Below are 19,505 nucleotides of genomic sequence, written 5' to 3' on the forward strand. Positions count from 1 at the left end.
GGGCCAGATCAGGGTTTCATTTGTCACAGAACGCGGCGCGAAACCTGCACCACGTTCTTCGAAAACACGCATCTGCACTGCGCAGATCCAACTGCTAGAGCCAAACAGACACATGTCCAGACAAAGTCCTCTCATCACAGTGATGGTGAAAGCCGCCCGCGCAGCAGGCCGCGGCCTGACACGCGATTTCGGTGAAGTCGAAAACCTGCAGGTGTCGCGCAAGGGTCCTGGCGACTTTGTCACCAATGCCGACCACCGCGCAGAAGAAGTTATTTATAATGAGCTGTCGAAAGCGCGCCCGGGCTATGGCTTCGTCATGGAAGAACGCGGCGTCGTTGAAGGAACGGACAAGACCAACCGTTTCATCGTCGATCCGCTCGACGGCACACTCAACTATATGCACGGCATTCCGCACTTTGCGGTCTCGATCGGGCATGAGCGCGACGGCCAATTGCATGCCGGTGTTATCTTCGACGTGCTTCGCGGCGATATTTACTGGGCCGAGCGCGGTCATGGCGCGTGGCTGGAAAGCCGCCGTCTGCGCGTCGCGGCACGAACCAAGCTTTCACAAGCGGTCATCGCAACAGGCGCGCCTTATATTGGTCAGGAAGAAGAGCGTCATCGCCTCTTCCTGTCAGAGCTCGCCTATCTGACCCAGGAAACAACCGGCATTCGTCGCTTCGGCTCTGCTGCTCTGGACCTCGCTTTCGTTGCAGCCGGACGATTTGACGGCTTCTGGGAACGCAACCTCAAACCATGGGACATTGCTGCAGGCATTGTCCTCGTCCGTGAAGCTGGCGGCATGGTTGATGAGCTCGATGGCGGCGACGTGCTGGAAACCGGAAACATCCTCGCCTCAAGCCAGGCACTCCAGCCGCGCATTCATGACAGGCTGAAGGCCGCCAAGAAGCGCCTCGACGCAGAATAGGAAAAGGAGCCTTCGGGCTCCTTTTTTAATGCCCTGACCGTTGTCGCATGTGTGGATTCGGAATCACGGGTGATTCGCCGAAACACTATATGTAGTGTGTCACGAATCCCTGTTTTGACCCGGTTCTGAGTCATTCCGCCACACCCACTTTCCGTTTCACAATAAGACCGCGATTCAGTCCTTAATTCCGACTGCAAAACTGCTCGTTTTTTGACCAAAGAAATTCACATGCTGAAGCGGGATTCTGAAATGTTTCGAGATGAATCCAAAACGCCCTTTTCATGGGGGTTTCGAGGCAGACGCAGGCCAGGCAACGAGACTTACTGACAGGGTTTTCCCCAGGTCTATTAACACCCGTTAAGAAGTTATTCACTGAAAACGCCGCTTGCGGCCCTCGTCTTGGTTGACGGCTTGTTAACCTTGGACCCACTATATATAGCGTCAGGATGGGGGCAGATAGCCAGATATGGCGAAACTCGCACCCAATCCCCATATCATGTTAGGGTTCATTCAGCAGGGAAGTCCTATGTCCGTCACGTCCACCGCAGAAAAGACGATCTCCGCCGCCGAAGCTGAAGCACGTCGGGGCAAACCCAAGAAGCAGGCAGATTTGCGCATTGTTGAGGGTATCCATATTGATCCGTCGCGTGACGACCTTCTGACGGACTTCGGCAAGAAGACTCTTGAGGACCGCTATCTGCTGCCTGGCGAGACCTTCCAGGGCATGTTTGCGCGTGTCTCAACGGCGTATGCAGACGATCAGGAACACGCCCAGCGCATCTATGACTATATCTCGCGCCTCTGGTTCATGCCTGCGACACCTGTCCTGTCAAACGGCGGTGCTGAGCGCGGCCTTCCAATCTCCTGCTTCCTGAACACAGTCGACGATTCACTGGACGGTATTGTCGAGACTTGGAATGAGAATGTCTGGCTGGCATCCAATGGCGGCGGCATCGGCACCTATTGGGGCCATGTTCGCTCGATCGGCGAGAAAGTCGGCCAGAATGGCCAGACATCGGGCATCATCCCATTCATCCGCGTCATGGACTCTCTCACACTGGCGATCAGCCAGGGGTCTCTGCGCCGCGGATCTGCAGCCTGCTATCTCGACATTCATCACCCGGAAATCGAGGAATTCCTCGAAATCCGTAAAGCATCAGGCGACTTCAACCGCAAAGCGCTCAACCTGCACCACGGCCTGAACATCACAGATGCCTTCATGGAAGCCGTGCGTGACAATGGCGAGTATGAGCTGATCAGCCCGAAATCCGGCGAAGTCATCAAGACACTGAACGCCCGCAAGGTCTGGCAGAAAATCCTCGAGATCCGCATGCAGACCGGCGAGCCATACCTGCTGTTCACAGACACGGTGAACAACGCCATGCCAGCGCACCAGCGCAAGCTCGGCCTGTCCGTGAAGCAGTCAAACCTCTGCTCTGAGATCGTTCTGCCAACCGGTACGGACCACCTCGGCAATGAGCGTACCGCTGTTTGCTGTCTGTCATCTCTGAACGCTGAGAAATTCCTGGAATGGAAGTCTGATCCTCAGTTCATCGAAGATATTTTCCGTTTCCTCGACAATGTTCTGGAAGACTTCATCCAACGCGCGCCAAGCGAAATGGCCCGCGCCGTTTACGCTGCACAGCGTGAGCGCTCTGTCGGCCTCGGCCTGATGGGCTTCCACTCCTTCCTGCAGGCACAGGGTGCCCCACTGGAAAGCGCGGCAGCGAAAGCGTGGAACATCGCCATGTTCAAGCATATCCGCAAAGGCGCTGATGCTGCCTCTGTGAAGCTTGCGAAAGAACGCGGCGCCTGCCCTGACGCAGCTGAGAACGGCGTTATGGCGCGCTTCTCTCACAAGCTTGCGATCGCACCGACAGCATCCATCTCGATCATCTGCGGCGGCACATCAGCTGGCATTGAGCCAATCCCAGCAAATGTTTACACGCACAAAACCCTGTCAGGTTCATTCACGGTGAAGAACCCGAACCTTGAAAAGCTGCTTGATGAGAAAGGCATGAACACGCCGGAAGTCTGGGGCAGCATGCTCGAGCACGAAGGATCTGTTCAACATCTGTCATGTCTGACGGAAGATGAAAAAGCGATCTTCAAGACAGCCTTTGAGCTGGATCAGCGCTGGATCATTGATCTCGCAGCCGACCGCACACCATTCATCTGCCAGGCGCAATCCCTGAACATCTTCCTTCCGGGTGATGTGAACAAATGGGATCTGCACATGCTGCACTGGACAGCCTGGGAAAAAGGCCTGAAGTCGCTCTATTACTGCCGCTCGAAATCTGTTCAGCGCGCAGCATATGCAGGCAAGGACAAGGCTGAAACGTCTGAGCTTCGTATCGAAGAAAAAACCGATTACGAAGAATGCCTCGCCTGCCAGTAAGCAAAAGCACTTAGAATTCAAACGGGAAAGCGGGCTACGGCCCGCTTTTCTTTTGGCAAAAGATTTTGGTTAACAAAATCTGAGCATAATCCTGCAAAATTTTAGAGTTGAAATTACCCACAGATAAGACATTCTGGGCGTCGGGTGATCTGTAACAATCAGATTCAGGGACGAAAAATGACGGGGTTTCGCTTCGGGTACAGCATATTGCTGCTCACGTGCTTTGGCGTGAGCGGTGCCGCTTGTCTTGCGCCATCAGCTTTTCAGAAAGCCGAAGCGCCGCCACCTGTATCGACCTATCGCAGCTATGCTCTGGCCGACGACCCCACACTCATCCGCACCACAGCCCCGGGCGTGACACCAAGCGAGCGCCAGAAACTGGATGCGCCGCCTACACAACGACAGCAAATTCTCCAGGACACGCTTTACCGGACCAATCCGAAGCCCGCTGCCGCATCCGCAAGCACGGCTTACCGAATTGAGACATCCCCCGGCAGCACGTTTGGTCCCGCGCCAGCCCCTTCGTATCGCGAAGATTTTGACCAGACTGAGCAAATCGATGCGTCCTATACCTTTGTCGCCAACAGCCAGAAAACCGGACTGGGTCTTGATCTGGCGCTCAAGCCACGCCTGAGCGTGAATGATGAGGGCGCCTTCAAGACCACCCGCGCCGGCGCGGAAGTGCGCGTCGGCCAGAATCTCGATCTTCGCGGCAAGAATGCACGCAATGCCAACTGGTATTTCTTCGCAGGCGCTGACGGCGAGGCTGTTGTCTGGGATATCCAGCGAACCGGAGCAGACATCACCAATGGCCAAGTGACGCTGCAGGACCGTGTCACCATTGGTGACGTACAGGCTGGCATTGCGTGGGAAAGCCCGGCAGGCCAGATGTCGATCAGCTATATTTCCCGGGAATTCGAATATCGCAATGGCGCGATCTCGCGCTCCGGAGAGGAAGACTTCGCGGCCGTCACGCTCTCCTGGCGCCACTAATCCGTTTCATCAGCCATGGTCTTTTGTCGCGCCATGGCGAGGTCCGTCAGCCAGGCGAGACATGTCAGAAACGTGTAGGCAAAAAGCGCGGTCAGAGCGAACTCCGTCACAGATGGCGGCGTGTCGACCGGCTGGTGATTGATAAACTGCATCGCCACCATGGCCATGATCAGGATCGCAAAGGCCAGAACCGGCCAGAGACCTCTCGGCTTTACGATCCAGATATACAGCCCCGCCCCGGCGAGCATCGCACCTAACTCAACCAGCTGCGTCCAGAACAGAGAATGCCAAAGACCAAGCCCGAGCTTCGGCTCTCCGAAGAGGATGGCAAGATCTGGTCCGTGAGCCACCAGATCCAGCAGCCAGTGCGAGAACACGGCGCTGCTCATCACGAGACCTGCCAGCCATTTGCGCTTCCCCTGCCAGACCCAGCCATACAATACGCCTGCCAGCGCCGCCCAGATGACATTTGCCACGAGCGAATGCGTGAATGGCATATAATAGAGGTCGAGCATGGAGGCATCCATGAAACCGGGGGTGAACCGAACACGCTCCACCCCGGACATGATCAGAAATGCCCAGACGAAGTCGACAAACTGTACTGCAAGAAAAAGGTGCCAGAGGGGAATGCCCGGTTTCAGCACCTTTCCGGCGAGCGCCGCAGAATAATGACCGACAAACATTCCGGGAATCCTTGCACCGGGCCTTCGAAAGCCCATTTCATGCCTGATTGCTGCCAGCCAGTGTCGCGAGCCCTTACGGGCAAGTCAATTGAACTGAACTCATCCACAGCCCGGCGAAACTCTGGGGATGGAATCTGCGTTCACATGTTCATTCGCGGCAACTCAGGTTAGTGTGGGCGACTTAACAAAGGCTGTGGTTTTCAATGCGTGCTCTTTTTGTCGTTATTCCTGCGCTTCTGCTCGCGGCATGTGGCAGCGAGTCCGATGATCAGGCACAGACCGCATCCGGCCCTTGCGCCGAACTTGCCAGCATCCTCGACGCGCGGGCCGAAAGAACGCCGTTTCGTAGCTTACGTGGCGCGCCGGTTCTGCAGAATGACGAGCCTGTTCCAGACGCCTGGCAGATGAGCACAAGCTTTGACGAAAACGTAGAGTGCACCGTCAATGTCATGCGCGCCTTCATGGGCGGCGAAACAGACGTTTTCACGCTGAGTTGTCCTTTGTACGAAGCCAGCGGCGCCCTGGAAAAGGAACGCCGCGAACAGGATGCACGCATGATTTTCGACCTCATGCGGTCCAATCTGGATGCGTGCCTGGTTCCGGACTGGCGCGCAAAAGAGATCACGGAAAATCCTGACTTCGAAATCTACCACCGGCTGGTCTATGAGCCGACGCAGAACGAAAACGAATCATTCGCTTTCAAACTCGACCCAATTTACCTTGAACTGACATACACGCCCTTTATTCGCGAGCGTACCGGGGCATCTGGCTGGCAGGTGAAGCTTCAATTTCAGAAGCAGGCTCCATCTCGTTAACGAGCTGTGTTAACCTATCAGACAGTAACGCCACAAAACTGATCAGTTCGCCGCTTTCCTTGTGGACAAAAGCGCGCACGTTTAACCATGCATCTTGCGTCTATAAATACATCGGCGCACTATATGTGGTATGAGCACATCGGACGGAGCACGACATGCCTGACGGAATCATCACCGAAAAACCAGGTCTTCTCATTCCTTCGCGAGCGTACAAGCCGTTTCGCTATCCTTGGGCATATGACTTCTGGAAAAAGCAGCAACAGGTTCACTGGATGCCGGAAGAAGTTCCGCTCGGTGAGGACTGCAAGGACTGGGCGGTCAAGCTGAACGACAAGGAGCGCAATCTCCTCACCCAGATTTTCCGTTTCTTCACGCAGTCTGACGTGGAAGTCGGCGCGAACTATATGGAAAACTACATGCCTCTGTTCAAACCGACAGAGGTGTCCATGATGCTTTCTTGCTTCTCCAACATGGAAACGATTCACATCGCGGCCTATGCTCTGCTGCTCGAAACAATCGGCATGCCGGACTCTGAATTCTCTGCCTTCATGGAATATGAGGAGATGGCCGCCAAGCATGACTATCTCGGTCAGTTTGGCTGCGAGACCTATGAAGACATCGCAACATCCATGGCGGTGTTCGGCGGCTTTACCGAGGGCCTGCAGCTCTTCGCTTCCTTCGCCATGCTGATGAACTTCCCGCGCTTCAACAAGATGAAGGGCATGGGACAGATCGTAACCTGGTCAGTGCGCGATGAGAGCCTGCACTGCGAAGGCATGATCAAGCTGTTCCATACATTCTGCGATGAGACCGGTGTGATGAATGACACGCTGGCGGAACGCATCACAGAAGCCTGCCGCACGGTCGTCAAACTGGAAGACAAATTCATCGAACTCGCCTTCGAAGCTGGTGAAGTCGAAGGCATGACGCCAGAAGATATTCAGCAATACATTCGCTATATCGCTGACTGGCGCCTCGGCCAGCTGAAGCTGAAGCCACTTTATGGCGTGACCAAACACCCAATTCCGTGGCTGACGGAAATCCTGAATGGTGTCGAGCACGCGAACTTCTTTGAAGCGCGCGCAACGGAATATTCCAAAGGCGCCACGCAGGGCGACTGGCACGGTGATGAAGGTGTCTGGGCATCCTTCGACAAGCGCCGCTCCATGACAGGCACGGCCGCAGAATAGATCTCAGCTTTTCACGAGATCAGACAAACGCGAAAGAGAGGCCAGACGGCCTCTCTTTTTTGTTTAGGGCCTCAGGTTCTACTGAAGCCTCGCAACCGCTTTGGTTTCGAAATTGCCGAGGATTTTTCTGCGCTCTTCAGCGGAGAGCGGGATGAGCCCCTTCTCAACGAGATAGCCATCAGCGCCCATCGCATTGTTGGAGAAGGTCGCTTCCAGAAACGGTCTCAGCGCCATCACGCGCGTCAGGTGATCCATCTTCACGTAGAGATAGAGCGAGCGTGACACCATATACTCATTGTTCACAATGCTATCGAACGTGGGCTCGACGCCATCAACCGAGGCCGCTTTCACACGGTCGCCGCTTTGATCAAGATAGGAGAAGCCGACCACACCAAACGCTTTGTTGTTTCGGATCAGTGACTGAATGATCTGCGTGTCATTCTCGCCTGAATCGGTCCACGCACCATCGGTCCGGATTGTGTGTGCATATTGATCGAACGCGTCAGGGTCGCTGTCTCTCAACTCCGCCAGTGCGGGCTGCTCCATCGCCCCACGCTCCAGAACCAGCTCGACAAAAGCGTCTCGCGTTCCGGATGTCGGTGGCGGGCCGAAAACCTCGATATCAATGTCGGGCAATGCCGGATTGACTTCCGACCACCGCTCATACGGGTTCGGCGCCAGTTTCCCATCAATATAAAGGTCTTTTGCCAGAGCGCGATACAGGTCTGAGTGCGAGAAGGAAACCGACTGACCATTGATGGAGGTGATGATCACAATGCCATCATACCCGAAAATCATCTCATAAACGTCTGTCACACCGTTTTCTGCGCAAAAGGCACGTTCTGAATCGGTGATACGTCTCGAGGCTGTGGCAATGGAGGTCGTGGTCAATTCCGTGCCACGACAAAAGAGTTTGAAACCTCCACCCGTTCCGGTCGTTTCGACAACGGGTGTGGCGAAATCACTCGTCGCACCGAAATACTCGGCTGCCGTGGTGATGAAAGGCGCCAGTGTCGAACTGCCCGCGATCAGCAGCCGATCATCATGGCCGGTTTGCGGACCGACCAATACATCCTCACCGCCTTGCCCGCCGCAAGCCGACAAAACGGATAGAAAGATGATACCTGCTGATATGCGCTTAATGGCGCCGAGCATCGCACAAACCTTAAAACCTGAACTGTTCCACCCAGCTCCTCATTCGCGAGCTTTGTAACGCGGGTTTGTGAAGGTCTTGTATCAAAACACAAGACTGTTGGCGCAAAGGTACATTAATCGGAAAAAATGTCAGCTGCTTAAGAAAACGGTTTACTATTCGTGCGGTTTTATTTATCTGGCCCATTCCGGCGGACATCGGACTCATGTTCCTTTCCCTGCGAAAGCAATATCGGTCTGCGGCCCGCACTAACGCCGGATTGGTTTCACCTCCGATTCTTGGGTATAGTGCGATGACTCTGTTCAACACACCCTGGGACCTGATCCGGCACGTTGCTCCCAACAGGCCCATAGCTTGCGGACGCCCTCACCTTGTGAAGAAGGCGGCCGATTGGTTTTTGTCTGAATTTCCAGGCGAAACGCTCTACGCTGTGAAAGCGAACCCATCGAAATGGGTTCTGGAAACGCTTTACGGCGCAGGCCTTCGTCATTTTGATGTCGCTTCCGAAAACGAGATGACACTCGTTGCCGAGCTTTGCCCGGACGCGACCATGTCCTTTATGCATCCGGTCAAGTCGCGCCATGCGATCCGCCGTGCTTATTTCGAATTTGGCGTACGCACCTTCTCGCTCGACTGCGAAGCCGAGTTCGACAAAATCATGGACGAAACCGAGCACGCACGCGACCTGACGCTCATCATTCGCGCCGCTGTTTCGAACCAGGGCGCAGAACTGCCAATCGACGGCAAGTTCGGCGCGTCACCGGCTCAGATGATCACACTGCTGCGCCGCGCCCGTCCGATCGTCGAAGAGCTGGGTCTCAGCTTCCACCCGGGCAGCCAGTGTATGGACCCATACGCCTGGTCAGTTCACTGCGAACAGCTTTCCCGCGTCATCACGGATGCAGGCGTCGACGTCGACATCATTGATGTCGGCGGTGGTTTCCCAGTGTCTTATCCGGGCAAGGAACCGCCTCCGATGTTCCGCTTCGCCAGCGCCATCAAACGTGCGTTCGACCGTATGCCTCTGCCACCACATGCCCGGCTCTGGTGCGAACCAGGCCGCGCCCTTGTTGCAGAAGGTTCGTCCGTACTGACGCATGTCGATCTTGTTCGCGGCAACACGCTTTACATCAATGACGGTGCTTTCGGCACGCTCTATGATGCCGTCCATTGCAAATGGACCTATCCGACGCGTCTGATCCGTCAGGATGGTGAGCCATCAAGCCGGTTGAAAGCCTTCCGCCTGTTCGGCCCGACCTGCGACTCCGCAGACATGGTCCCTGGCCCGTTCTTCCTGCCGGAAGATGTTCGTGAAGGCGATGTGATCGAAATCGGTATGCTGGGCGCTTATGGTGTCTGCATGCAGACCCAGTTCAATGGCTATGGCCAGGCGATTGAAGCCTTTGCCGCAGATAGCCCATGGGCCTCTGTCTTTGACAACGCAGCCGAGCCGGCAAAAGCCGACTGGTACGCCAACATCTGACAATCCTGATCGGTTCGCCAGACGCTTTCAGTCAATCTCCAACTGGAGAACAGACTGAAAGCCGAGGCGTCTGGTCACTTCACTTAGCCGATGTGGTCGCTCCTCTGTCGGCTGGGAGCTCAGATACACATGGCCGAGTGCGGCCTGATCCTTGTTTTTTGACGGTTTCTGATCCAACAGAGACAATGTCCTGCGCGCAATGGCTTCACCGGAATCGATGAAACGCACCCCCTCTGGCGCCAGCGCTTCAAGGCGCGGACGCAGCAGCGGAAAGTGTGTGCAGGCCAGCACCACAGTATCTATATCGCCGCCGCCAGGCTGGTGCAGAAGCGCGTTCAGTTCCGCCTCTATCTCAACGTCCGGCACATCAAGACCTGCCGCAAAGCGCTCGGCCAGTTCCACCAGCACAACGCTGCCATAGCGGAGCACCCGGCAATCGGTCGCAAAATCATCAATCAGCGCATCGGTGTATGACCGGCGCAGGGTTCCGGGGGTCGCCAGAATGCCAATCGTCTGAGACTTTGTGTGTTCTGCGGCTGGCTTGATGGCCGGCACTGTCCCGACAATCGGGATAGACAGCCGTTCGCGCACCAGTTCCAGGGCAATGGTTGAAGCGGTATTGCACGCGATCACGAAGATATCTGGCTTCGCCCGCGCACAGACGGCTTCAGCAAACGCGACGATACGCGCGGCCAGCACATCATCCGGCTTGTCCCCATAAGGGAAGAACCCGGTATCAGCGGCATAAGATATCGTGCCCTGAAACCCGAGCCTCTGGAGCGCCTCAACAACGGTGAGGCCACCCATGCCGGAATCAAACACAAGGCAGTGAGGTCGCGCGATTTCGCCCATCAATCCAGACTTTCAACTCGATTATTGTGCAATGCACAATTTTTTGATACTAATCATAACAAGTTCAGAAAAGGGCACCACCATGTTGTTCTCCGCTGCCATGCAAGATGCAAACAAAACGGCCCTGTCGCTCTGGCAGGCTTCGCTGGAAAATCTACGCGCAACACAGGAGACTATGGTTCGTCAAGGCGAACTCGCAGCCCGAATGGAAAACCCGTGGAAGGTCAAATGGTCTGGCGGCCCTGTGCCCATGCCGACCCTCGCCTTTCAACCGGGCGAAACAGATGTCACGCGCGAGGCTTTCCACGTCATGGCGGACGCCAATCTGAAAGCCTGGGAAGTTGCGGCCGAAGCCTATGCGGCCATGCCGGGCTGGTCCAAACTTCCTTACAAAGCCCCCGGTGAATTCTGGAGCAAATGGTTCGACCAGTTCAACAGCAAGCCGGCTCCAGCGCCTTCCGCCTCTCCGGCCAGCAAAATGGCCAAAGATCTTGTCGCTGAAGCCGAAGAAACGCTGAAAGCAGCCGAGAAGGCGGTCGAGGCAGCCACCCCACATCAAATCGCTGACCCGAAGCCCGTGCTTTTGTCGTCTCCAACAGGCGACGCCGACGACCTGACCCAGATCAAGGGCATTGGTCCAAAGCTTCAGCAGTCGCTCAATGATTTCGGTATCTTCCACTTCACCCAGATTGCAGACTGGACGCCTGAAAACATTGCATGGCTGGACGAGACCCTGTCGTTCAAGGGCCGTATTCAGCGAGAAGGCTGGGTCGAGCAGGCGCGCAATTTTCTGGGCGCCTGATCTCAATCACAAAAGTTCGTCGTAAAGATCGGTACGCCGATCGCGGAAAAAGCCCCAGGCAGACCTCTCACGCTTCAGCGCCTGCAGATCGAAGCCTGCCGTCAGAACCGCTTCGTCCGTTCGTCCGGCAACTTCCGTCAATGCGCCGGTCTGGTCTGCAATGAATGAGCAACCGTAAAAGGTCTGCCCATCTTCCACGCCAATCCGGTTTGCTGCTGCCACAGGCATGCAGTTTGATACGGCATGCCCCTGCATGGCACGTTGCCAGCGCCCGGATGTTTCCAGGCTTTGATCCTGCGGCTCAGATCCGATGGCCGTCGGATACAGGAGAAAGTCAGCTCCTTTCAGCGCCATAATGCGCGCCGCTTCTGGAAACCACTGATCCCAGCAGACACCAATGCCGATATTCCCGAACCGCGTCGGCCAGACCTGAAAGCCTGTGTCACCGGGCCGGAAATAGAATTTTTCCTGATAGCCGGGGCCATCTGGAATATGGCTCTTTCGATACCGTCCCAGAATCTCCCCCGCATCATCAATCATGACGAGCGTGTTGTAAGTGTGAGGACCATCGCGTTCGAAGATGGAAACAGGCAGCACAACGCCCAACTCTCTGGCCAGTTCGCAAAATGCCTGAACGCCCTCATGCTCGGAAATCGGTTTTGCAAGATCAAAGCGATCCTCTTCCTGCGTCTTGCAGAAATACGGCCCTTCCATCAGCTCCGGCGTCAGGATTACGTTCGCGCCTTTTGCCGCTGCCTCACGAATGAGACGCATCAATGTCTGAAGGTTGTCAGCCAGTGAGCCCCCAAGCGCGCACTGAACCACGCCAATCGTCACATCTGTCATACGCTTTGACCTTCCGCGGACGGGATTTGCTGCGAAATGCAGTGGAACGCGCCCCCACCCGTCAGAATGGCGCGCGCAGATGACGCCACCACTTTCCGATCCGGAAAGAAGGATTGCAAGGCCTCGACAGCCTTGTGCACTTCATCATTATAGGCGGGCACAAGCACGGCCTGATTGGTGATGACGAAGTTTATATGACTAGCTGGCATTGCCTCGCCCTCATCGTCCAGAACCTGACCCGGCGAAGGGATGGTCGAAACGGTCAGCTTGCCGAGCGCGCCTTCATAACGGCGCAGCGTATCTTCAAGTGCCAACAAACGTTCGGCATGCGGGTCGTCGGCGCCATTTGGCGCCTGGCAAACCACATGACCGGGCGCGATGAACCGCGCCAGATTGTCAATATGCCCATCGGTGTGATCATTCAGCAGTCCCTTCGCAATCCACACCACGTCCTTCACACCAAAGGCGCGCTGCAATTGTTCGGTGGCATGCGCACGAGACCAGCCCGCATTGCGGTTATCATTCAGCAGACACTCATCCGTGGTCAGGAGACGCCCTTCCCCATCCCAGTCAACGCTGCCGCCTTCCAGGACGAAGTCCAGTGGCGTGTCCGGGGTCTCGAAATGCGAAACCAGTCGAGCCGATAAGTCGGCATCGCCCGGATAAATGTATTTTTCACCCCAGCCATTGAAGCGAAATCTGCGTGTTTCCAACACACCGTTGCGGCGCGAGAAAATCGGCGCCGTGTCGCGCAACCAGGTATCACCGCAAGGCGTGTTGATGATGGATGCGCCAGGCACCATGGCCCGGGCAGCTATCTCGGCAGCTTCTCCCTCCAGAACCAATGTCACGCCGGTTTGCGGCAATCCATTGGTCGGTTTCTGCGCCAGAATGGCATTGGCCAGCGCCGCGACTTCCTCGCGCGCCTTCTCAAATGGCGTGTCCCAGGGGTCAAAATGCGATGGCCAACCGATGAGGAGCGTGTCCTGAGGTGCCCATTCCGGCGGTGGAGATGAAAGTGCGTGTGTCATGCGCGCCCATTATCACTTGCCCCCGGAGTTTCAACTGAAAAGCTCAGCGACAAGAAAAAAGGGCGGTCCGAAGACCGCCCTTTCCAGAAAATCGAAGGTTCGAAACCTTAGAATTCGTACTTCAGACCGAAGCGAACTTCCCAAAGTGATGCGTCGAGAAGAACGCTGTCACGGTCTGGGTTGCCGCCGAAGCCGTCAATAACGTACTGACCGTTTTCGATACCGGAGATCGAGTACAGTTCAGCATTACCTGGGAAGCCGTGCTCACGCAGGATGCCCCAGTCGTCGTTGATCAGGTTACCAAGGTTCTCGATCACGAGGAACGCTTGTGAGCGGTCATTCTCACGGAAGCCTGGCAGATCCTGGCTGATGCGCAGGTCGAACTTCGTCCACCAGTCATCATGGCTGCCGTTACGCTCTGCAATGCTGCCTTTGTTGTCGCTCAGATAGTCGTTGCCATTGATGAATTCCATCAGTTCAGCAACTGCATCAGCATCGGAGTTCGCAGAAATCAGCGGATCGTTAGCACCCGTAGGGATGTAAGCGAGCTGACGGCTTGAGCGATAAGGGTCCTCGATGATGCCGTTGTAAGCGAAGGTGTAGCTGAACGGAGCGCCCTGGTTAGCCGTACCGACGAGCGTGAAGCGCGTCGCGTAATCCGTCACAAACTCTTTCTCGATGTTGAGGCGCGCCGTGAAACGGTGCGGGATCTCATAATCTGACGTCGCTGTTTTCACGTTGACCGGGTCAGATGTTGCAAAGTTCGAGAAGTTCGAGAACGCAACTGAAGACGTCATTGGGTTGGTGTCTTGAGAGTCGGTGTAAGCGTACGCCAGGCTCCAGTCGATACCATTGCCATAGTCTTTCTGAACAACTGCAGAGTAAACAAAGGTCTCGCCCTTGTCGTCAGCATTCGTCAGAAGGAAGTCGTTCGAGTTGCCGCCGTAAAGAGGACGACCGTCTGGGGCTGTACCGGTTTGAACGTAACCGATTGGAACCACAATCGCAGATTCGTTCGTTTTCGAGTACAGGAAGTCCGCCATGAACGTCCAGTTGTCGCCGAGATACTTGTTCTCGAAGTCATAATTGATGACCGTACCGAGCGCGAATTTCCATTCAGAAGGAATGTCGAAATCCGGATCGATCGCGTTCACAGAACCCTGACCGGACGCATTCGCAACCGCATCGATCATCTCGTCTGGAACGTCGATGAATGGCTGACCAGAACCGCCACCGTATGTGAAGTCGTTGATGTTGGTGAAGCTGCCATCACCCACACAGTCGCTTGTACGACCACGGTTACGACATTCAAACAGGGTCACACCGTTGTTTGAGTAGCTGTTAGACACCCAAACGTTCGGGTTGCCGCCTGAGAACAGGCCAAGACCACCGTGGAACGTGACCAGATCAGAGAAGTCGTAGTTGAAGCCGATACGTGGCTGCAGCAGGTCGCGGCCATCCATGGTTTCGTCGTTGCCGAAGCCATAATTGTCAGCAAAGTTCTGGTTGAACGCTGGCTTGTCACCAGATGTGTACCAGTCATAACGCAGACCCGCGACAACGTTCAGCTTGTCGCTGACTTGCCACTCGTCCTGAGCGTAGAGCGTATTGATTTCGTAACCGAAAGAAGCCGCACCATCGTTGACATCGTTCGTGCCAGACGCGTTTTCATAACGGAAGTCAGCAAAGTCGCCGTTTGCGAAGTCTTCGATGGAATCAAAGACCCACTCACCCAGCGCTTCCTGAACGAACAGGTTAAAGACTTCGAACTCTTCACGCTCGTAACCAACCGTGAAGGTGTGATCGTTCCAGAGGTAGTTCGCAGCCGCTTTGTAGTTCCAGAGGTCGTATGAAAGCTTGTTCGCGTGACGAGAGTCGTCTGCACCGAGGTAAACAGTCGAACCGCTATCCAGACGAACCTGGACTTCACCGAAGTTGTCGAGGCCCAGAACTGGGTTCTGACGGTTTGCCAGGTCGATGTAAGAAACCCGGATGTCTGTCGAGAAGTTATCGGTCCAGTCTGAGTACAGAGACGCACTGTAAGAGTTCAGCTCAGCGCCGCGCTCATAGTAGTGGTTTCCGTCAGCAAGGCGGTTGGAACCGGAGTCAGACGGGCTGTAGTTGAAGCCGTCATTGTAGTTGTACGTGAAAGACGCACGGTGCTGGTCTGTGATGTTCCAGTCCAGTTTCGCGAGAATTTTCTCGTCTTCTACGTCGATCGCGCTTGGAAGACCGCCAGCGATGTAACCATAACCTTCAGCGATATCGATGATCTGGTTATATTCAGCTGTCGAAACGCCCGCACCTTCTGGCGTGAAACCGAAGACGTTAGAGCCTTCGAACTTCTCGTATGCACCAAAGAAGAAGAGCTTGTCTTTGATGATCGGACCGCCAAGCGTGAAGCCGTAGCGATACTCATCAAATGCGCCAAGGTCGTATTCGCGATCTTCGACACGGTCGCCAGTGAACTGGTCAGATGTGTAGTCGATGAAAGCCGAACCGTGGAATTCGTTGGTACCTGACTTGGAAACAGCGTTGATGTTACAAGCTGTGAAAGAACCGTACTCGACGTCGAATGGCGCGAGCTCAACAGCAACCTGGTCAATCGCGTCATAAGAGAATGGAATGCGCTCGGTTGGGTAGCCGTTAGAGTTCAGACCGAAGTTGTCGTTCAGACGACCGCCGTCCAGCGTCAGAGAGTTGAAGCGTGGGCTTGCACCAGCACAAGAGATCGCATCTTCAAAACCTTCGTCCAGATAGACACGTGGGTCCATGCGGATGATGTCTTTGATGTCACGGTTGATGGCTGGAGAGTTCTGCAGCGTATCAAGGCTGAACGTAGCTGCCGGGCCGGTTGCTGTCTGGATAGACGTCAGAGCAGGCGCAGATACAACAACTGTCTCGAGCGTACGAGAACCGGAAACCGTGATCGGAACCGTGTAGTTGTCGTCGATGTTCAGATAGATGTCTGTGATGTCGACAGGTGTGAAATCACCGCCGGTAACAGAGATCGTGTAAGGACCGCCAACACGCAGGCCACGTGTCGAGAACGCACCCGAAGCGTTCGTCGTTGCGGTAGAAACCGTGCCGGATGGCTCGTGCGTTACCTGGATATCAGCGCCAGAAACAGGTGCGCCTTCATCTGTGGTAATCGTGCCGCGAATTGCGGATGTCGTAACCTGCGCCATGGCAGGTACGGCAATTGCGGTTGCGAGCGCAGACATAGCGACGCCACCGGCAATGGTCTTCCAAAATTTCATGATTTACCCCTTAAAAAAGTTCGTCCGAGCAGCATCGAACGCGCTTATCCGGGGGTTATTATTACGCTATGACGCTTCTGTGAAGCGCCTGTGAAGCTTTTATGTCAGCCGTTACTTAAAGTCCCCGGTGCGGCTTTCATGCAACAGAATCAAACTGCTCGCCTGAACATTCAAGGCATAAAAAAAGCCGGGCATTTCTGCCCAGCTTTTTTCTGTAGTGTCGTTATAAATCCGAGCAATTTGCTCGATTTTTATACACTCAAGCCACGACGATGTTCAGTCAGGCCAATCCGGGACGGTGAGAAGGCTTCCTGAAGCGCTTCAATCGTCTTGTGTGGTTTGGCTGCACCGCACATGAATACGTCGACCGCAGCGAAGTTACGCTCTGGCCAGGTGTGGATAGAGATATGGCTCTCGGAGAGCACGATCACGCCAGACACACCATTGTTTGGTGTGAAGACGTGAAAGTCTGAGCTCAGGATCGTTGCGCCAGCGCGAACCGCTGCATCGCAGAGCGACTTTTCGATATGTTCCGGGTCATCGATGCGACAAACGTCCCACAGATCAATGATCAGGTGGGTGCCTGCGAATTCAACGCCATCACGCTTGATGAAAAAGTCGAGACGTTCTTCTTCGTTTGCCGCCGCGCCAGATTGCTCTTCCGACGCGGCCACATCCTGTTCGTCAAGGACCTCAAAATCCGGGGTACCCGGGGCTCCGTAAGCCATGCTCACTACCTCATTGTTTCGATGGGCCGACCATCGGCCCCAGGTTGCATGAAAGCGCGCGAATAATCCAAAAATGCCTTGCTTTGCAAGAGACAATTTTACAGTGTCCGCAAAAACTTGCAGTGAATTGCGCAGATGGGATGTCTTCGTGACACAAAAATCATCAGAACAGTCTGAAAAGTTAGCATTTTTTTTCATCGGGTTCATATTGCTTCTGGCGTGTTTTCGCATGCTCGGCGTGCTGTTTACACCCCTGAATCTGGGCCCGGATGAGGCTCAGTACTGGCGATGGTCAAAAAGCTTCGACTGGGGTTATTTTTCGAAGCCGCCAATGGTCGCCTGGGTGATTGGTGCAATGACCAATCTGTTTGGCGATCATGAATGGGCAATCCGCTTTGCCTCACCGATTTTTCATACCGGCACCGCCATAGCTCTTTTTATGGCCGGACAGCGCTTCTGGTCAACGAAAGTCGGCATTTATGCCGGCCTCTGCTTCACACTGATGACAGCAATCTGGCTGTCTTCCGGCATTATGTCGACAGATGTGCCACTCCTGTTCTTCTGGTCACTCGGGCTCTTTTTCTTCCTATCCTTACGCACAAATCGCAGCTGGGTTGCCGCAATCGGGCTCGGCGTTGCGTTGGGGCTCGGCTTTCTGTCCAAATACGCCATGGTCTATTTCCTGATCGGCATGGCATTGTCTGCGCTGATCGACCCGGTCAGCCGGAAGGCCCTTCTCAGCCTGAAGGGACTGGCCGCACTGGCCCTCTTCCTCGCCATCTTCGCTCCCCACTTGGTCTGGAATGCCGAGAATGGCTTCAAGACCGTCGGCCACACGGCAGACAATGCGAACTGGGGCGAGGAGCTCCTCAATCCGGAAAATGGCTTCAAGTTCTTCTTTGATCAGTTCGCCGTGTTTGGCCCGCTTAGCTTCCTGCTTCTGCTGTCCTTCTTCGGGCTCAGCATCTTCCGCCGCAACGCGATTACCCAATGGGCAGACCGCCGGATTGCCGTCCTGGCCTGCTTTGTGATCCCGCCACTCCTGATCATCCTCGTGCAGGCCTTTATCAGCCGCGCCCACGCAAACTGGGCCGCGACCGCCTACCCCGCTGCCTGTCTGATCCTGGCCATCTGGGCGACGTCCGTCGGCGGTTGGGTCCGCAAGATCCTGATCGGCGGGTTTGCCCTCAGCATGGTGGTCGGGGTGATCTTCACCACGCTCGTCGTCCTGCCCGTTGAGACACAAATCCAGGTGATGGGCGGAAACGCCACCAAGCGGCTTCGCGGCTGGCCGGAAACGACCCAGCAGGTCAAAGCCCTTGCCACCGAATACAATGCAAGCGCGGTGATCATTGACGAACGCGAAATCTGGCACGGGCTGGACTATTACGGCCGGGATGGGGAGCTTGCCGTCCCTGTGCGCGCCTGGCGACGGGAGGATCACCCGAAAAGCGCCTCTGAAGAGGCACTCATCTCTCAGGCTGATGCGGAGAATGCACTCATCCTCAGCTATCGCGAGGGAGACCGTGCAAACCTGTTGGCGGATTTTGCCGAAACAGAAGCCATCGGCGAGCTTGAGATTGACCTTGGCGGCAATCGATATCGCCGCTTCGAGGTTTATATCGGACGCGGCTTTGAACCAAAGCCACGCCCCCTGCCGACTACATAGCGCCCAGCTCTGAAGGAGCGTCTTCCCAGACCTCCTTCACACGGCCGTCACGACCGCAGGCCGTGCGATAGAACTTATATTTCAGCGGCTTCTTCTCGTAATAATTCTGGTGGTATTTTTCAGCCGGCCAGAATGTGGACTCGTCGAGAATTTCAGTCACCACAGGGCCTGGCAGAAACCCGGCCTGATCAAGTTCACTTTTCGACGCTTCTACCAATTCGCGCTCACCTGCCGTGTCGACAAAGATCGCTGAACGATAACTGCTGCCCTTGTCACAGAACTGACCTTCAGGATCGGTCGGGTCAATGTGGCGCCAGAAATAGTCGACCAGCTCTTCATAGCTGACCACATTGGCGTCATAGATCACGCGAACAGCTTCATAATGGCCGGTCTCTGTGTGGCTGACCTGCTCATAGGTCGGGTTGTCCAGCGTGCCGCCGGTATAGCCGGAGATTGTCTCCAGAACGCCATCAACCTTGTCGAAATCTGCCTCAACACACCAGAAGCAGCCGCCTGCGAAAATCGCATCAGCCTGCTGCACCTGCGCTGCTGGCGTAACAAGTCGTTCTTCGTCCGCACCGGCCTGTTTCCAGAATGCCAGTCCGGCTGCCGTCATGCCCACAAGGACGGCGAGTACCATATTATGGTTCATTTTTATCTTTTGCCTCGATCAA

General features: G+C 55.3%; 16 protein-coding genes. 8 read left to right on the plus strand and 8 right to left on the minus strand.

The window, feature by feature from the left end; translation table 11 throughout:
- Positions 1–112: 112 nt before the first annotated feature.
- The 3 genes from ACFQDM_RS05385 to ACFQDM_RS05395 all read left to right on the plus strand — a co-directional run bounded on the left by ACFQDM_RS05385 (position 113) and on the right by ACFQDM_RS05395 (position 4,319).
- Positions 113–928 carry an inositol monophosphatase family protein gene (locus tag ACFQDM_RS05385; RefSeq protein WP_377376484.1) on the plus strand — a complete coding sequence of 272 codons (816 nt, stop codon included), beginning with the start codon at positions 113–115 and terminating at the stop codon, positions 926–928.
- A 526-nt stretch (positions 929–1,454) separates the two neighbouring features.
- A complete protein-coding gene (locus ACFQDM_RS05390) occupies positions 1,455–3,326 on the plus strand; it encodes a ribonucleoside-diphosphate reductase subunit alpha (RefSeq protein WP_377376487.1) in 1,872 nt (623 codons plus the stop codon).
- 177 nt (positions 3,327–3,503) lie between these two features.
- The gene (locus ACFQDM_RS05395) at positions 3,504–4,319 is read left to right on the plus strand and encodes a lipid A-modifier LpxR family protein (protein WP_377376489.1); all 816 of its coding nucleotides are present in this window, start codon (positions 3,504–3,506) and stop codon (positions 4,317–4,319) included.
- Here ACFQDM_RS05395 and ACFQDM_RS05400 read toward each other — a convergent pair.
- Positions 4,316–5,002 (minus strand): hypothetical protein, encoded by a 687-nt coding sequence (locus tag ACFQDM_RS05400; protein WP_377376491.1) that lies wholly within the window; start codon positions 5,000–5,002, stop codon positions 4,316–4,318. The two genes, ACFQDM_RS05395 and ACFQDM_RS05400, sit on opposite strands and share 4 nt — an antisense overlap.
- Positions 5,003–5,205: 203 nt before the next feature.
- Here ACFQDM_RS05400 and ACFQDM_RS05405 point away from each other — a divergent pair, with 203 nt between their 5' ends.
- Positions 5,206–5,817 carry a hypothetical protein gene (locus tag ACFQDM_RS05405; RefSeq protein ID WP_377376494.1) on the plus strand — a complete coding sequence of 204 codons (612 nt, stop codon included), beginning with the start codon at positions 5,206–5,208 and terminating at the stop codon, positions 5,815–5,817.
- Between the two features lie 155 nt (positions 5,818–5,972).
- Positions 5,973–7,007 (plus strand): ribonucleotide-diphosphate reductase subunit beta, encoded by a 1,035-nt coding sequence (locus ACFQDM_RS05410; RefSeq protein ID WP_377376495.1) that lies wholly within the window; start codon positions 5,973–5,975, stop codon positions 7,005–7,007.
- A 78-nt stretch (positions 7,008–7,085) separates the two neighbouring features.
- On the opposite strand, the gene ACFQDM_RS05415 is transcribed toward ACFQDM_RS05410, so the two are convergent.
- Positions 7,086–8,162, minus strand: coding sequence for a substrate-binding domain-containing protein (locus tag ACFQDM_RS05415; protein ID WP_377376498.1), 1,077 nt, complete (start codon positions 8,160–8,162; stop codon positions 7,086–7,088).
- A 395-nt stretch (positions 8,163–8,557) separates the two neighbouring features.
- On the opposite strand from ACFQDM_RS05415, the gene ACFQDM_RS05420 reads away from it, so the two are divergent.
- Positions 8,558–9,643: a type III PLP-dependent enzyme gene (locus tag ACFQDM_RS05420; RefSeq protein ID WP_377376499.1), complete on the plus strand. Its 1,086-nt coding sequence runs from the start codon at positions 8,558–8,560 to the stop codon at positions 9,641–9,643.
- Positions 9,644–9,670: 27 nt separating this feature from the next.
- Here the strand turns inward: ACFQDM_RS05420 and murI are convergent, their stop codons facing one another.
- Positions 9,671–10,495 carry a glutamate racemase gene (gene murI / locus ACFQDM_RS05425; protein ID WP_377376502.1) on the minus strand — a complete coding sequence of 275 codons (825 nt, stop codon included), beginning with the start codon at positions 10,493–10,495 and terminating at the stop codon, positions 9,671–9,673.
- Between the two features lie 100 nt (positions 10,496–10,595).
- Here murI and ACFQDM_RS05430 point away from each other — a divergent pair, with 100 nt between their 5' ends.
- Positions 10,596–11,297, plus strand: a complete 702-nt coding sequence (locus tag ACFQDM_RS05430) for a hypothetical protein (protein ID WP_377376504.1) — start codon at positions 10,596–10,598, stop codon at positions 11,295–11,297.
- A gap of 6 nt (positions 11,298–11,303) precedes the next feature.
- Here the strand turns inward: ACFQDM_RS05430 and aguB are convergent, their stop codons facing one another.
- The 4 genes from aguB to speD all read right to left on the minus strand — a co-directional run bounded on the left by aguB (position 11,304) and on the right by speD (position 17,162).
- Positions 11,304–12,143, minus strand: coding sequence for an N-carbamoylputrescine amidase (gene aguB / locus ACFQDM_RS05435; protein ID WP_377376506.1), 840 nt, complete (start codon positions 12,141–12,143; stop codon positions 11,304–11,306).
- Positions 12,140–13,174: an agmatine deiminase family protein gene (locus tag ACFQDM_RS05440; RefSeq protein ID WP_377376509.1), complete on the minus strand. Its 1,035-nt coding sequence runs from the start codon at positions 13,172–13,174 to the stop codon at positions 12,140–12,142. Before ACFQDM_RS05440 ends, aguB begins: the two co-directional genes overlap by 4 nt.
- Before the next feature lie 107 nt (positions 13,175–13,281).
- A complete protein-coding gene (locus ACFQDM_RS05445; RefSeq protein WP_377376512.1) occupies positions 13,282–16,434 on the minus strand; it encodes a TonB-dependent receptor in 3,153 nt (1,050 codons plus the stop codon).
- Between the two features lie 251 nt (positions 16,435–16,685).
- Positions 16,686–17,162 carry an adenosylmethionine decarboxylase gene (gene speD, locus ACFQDM_RS05450; RefSeq protein WP_377376514.1) on the minus strand — a complete coding sequence of 159 codons (477 nt, stop codon included), beginning with the start codon at positions 17,160–17,162 and terminating at the stop codon, positions 16,686–16,688.
- Between the two features lie 208 nt (positions 17,163–17,370).
- Here speD and ACFQDM_RS05455 point away from each other — a divergent pair, with 208 nt between their 5' ends.
- A complete protein-coding gene (locus ACFQDM_RS05455) occupies positions 17,371–18,831 on the plus strand; it encodes an ArnT family glycosyltransferase (RefSeq protein WP_377376517.1) in 1,461 nt (486 codons plus the stop codon).
- On the opposite strand, the gene msrA is transcribed toward ACFQDM_RS05455, so the two are convergent.
- Positions 18,824–19,483, minus strand: a complete 660-nt coding sequence (gene msrA / locus ACFQDM_RS05460) for a peptide-methionine (S)-S-oxide reductase MsrA (protein ID WP_377376520.1) — start codon at positions 19,481–19,483, stop codon at positions 18,824–18,826. The genes ACFQDM_RS05455 and msrA overlap by 8 nt on opposite strands.
- Positions 19,484–19,505 lie beyond the last annotated feature (22 nt).

Source organism: Ponticaulis profundi (assembly GCF_042659465.1).
Classification (GTDB): domain Bacteria; phylum Pseudomonadota; class Alphaproteobacteria; order Caulobacterales; family Hyphomonadaceae; genus Ponticaulis; species Ponticaulis profundi.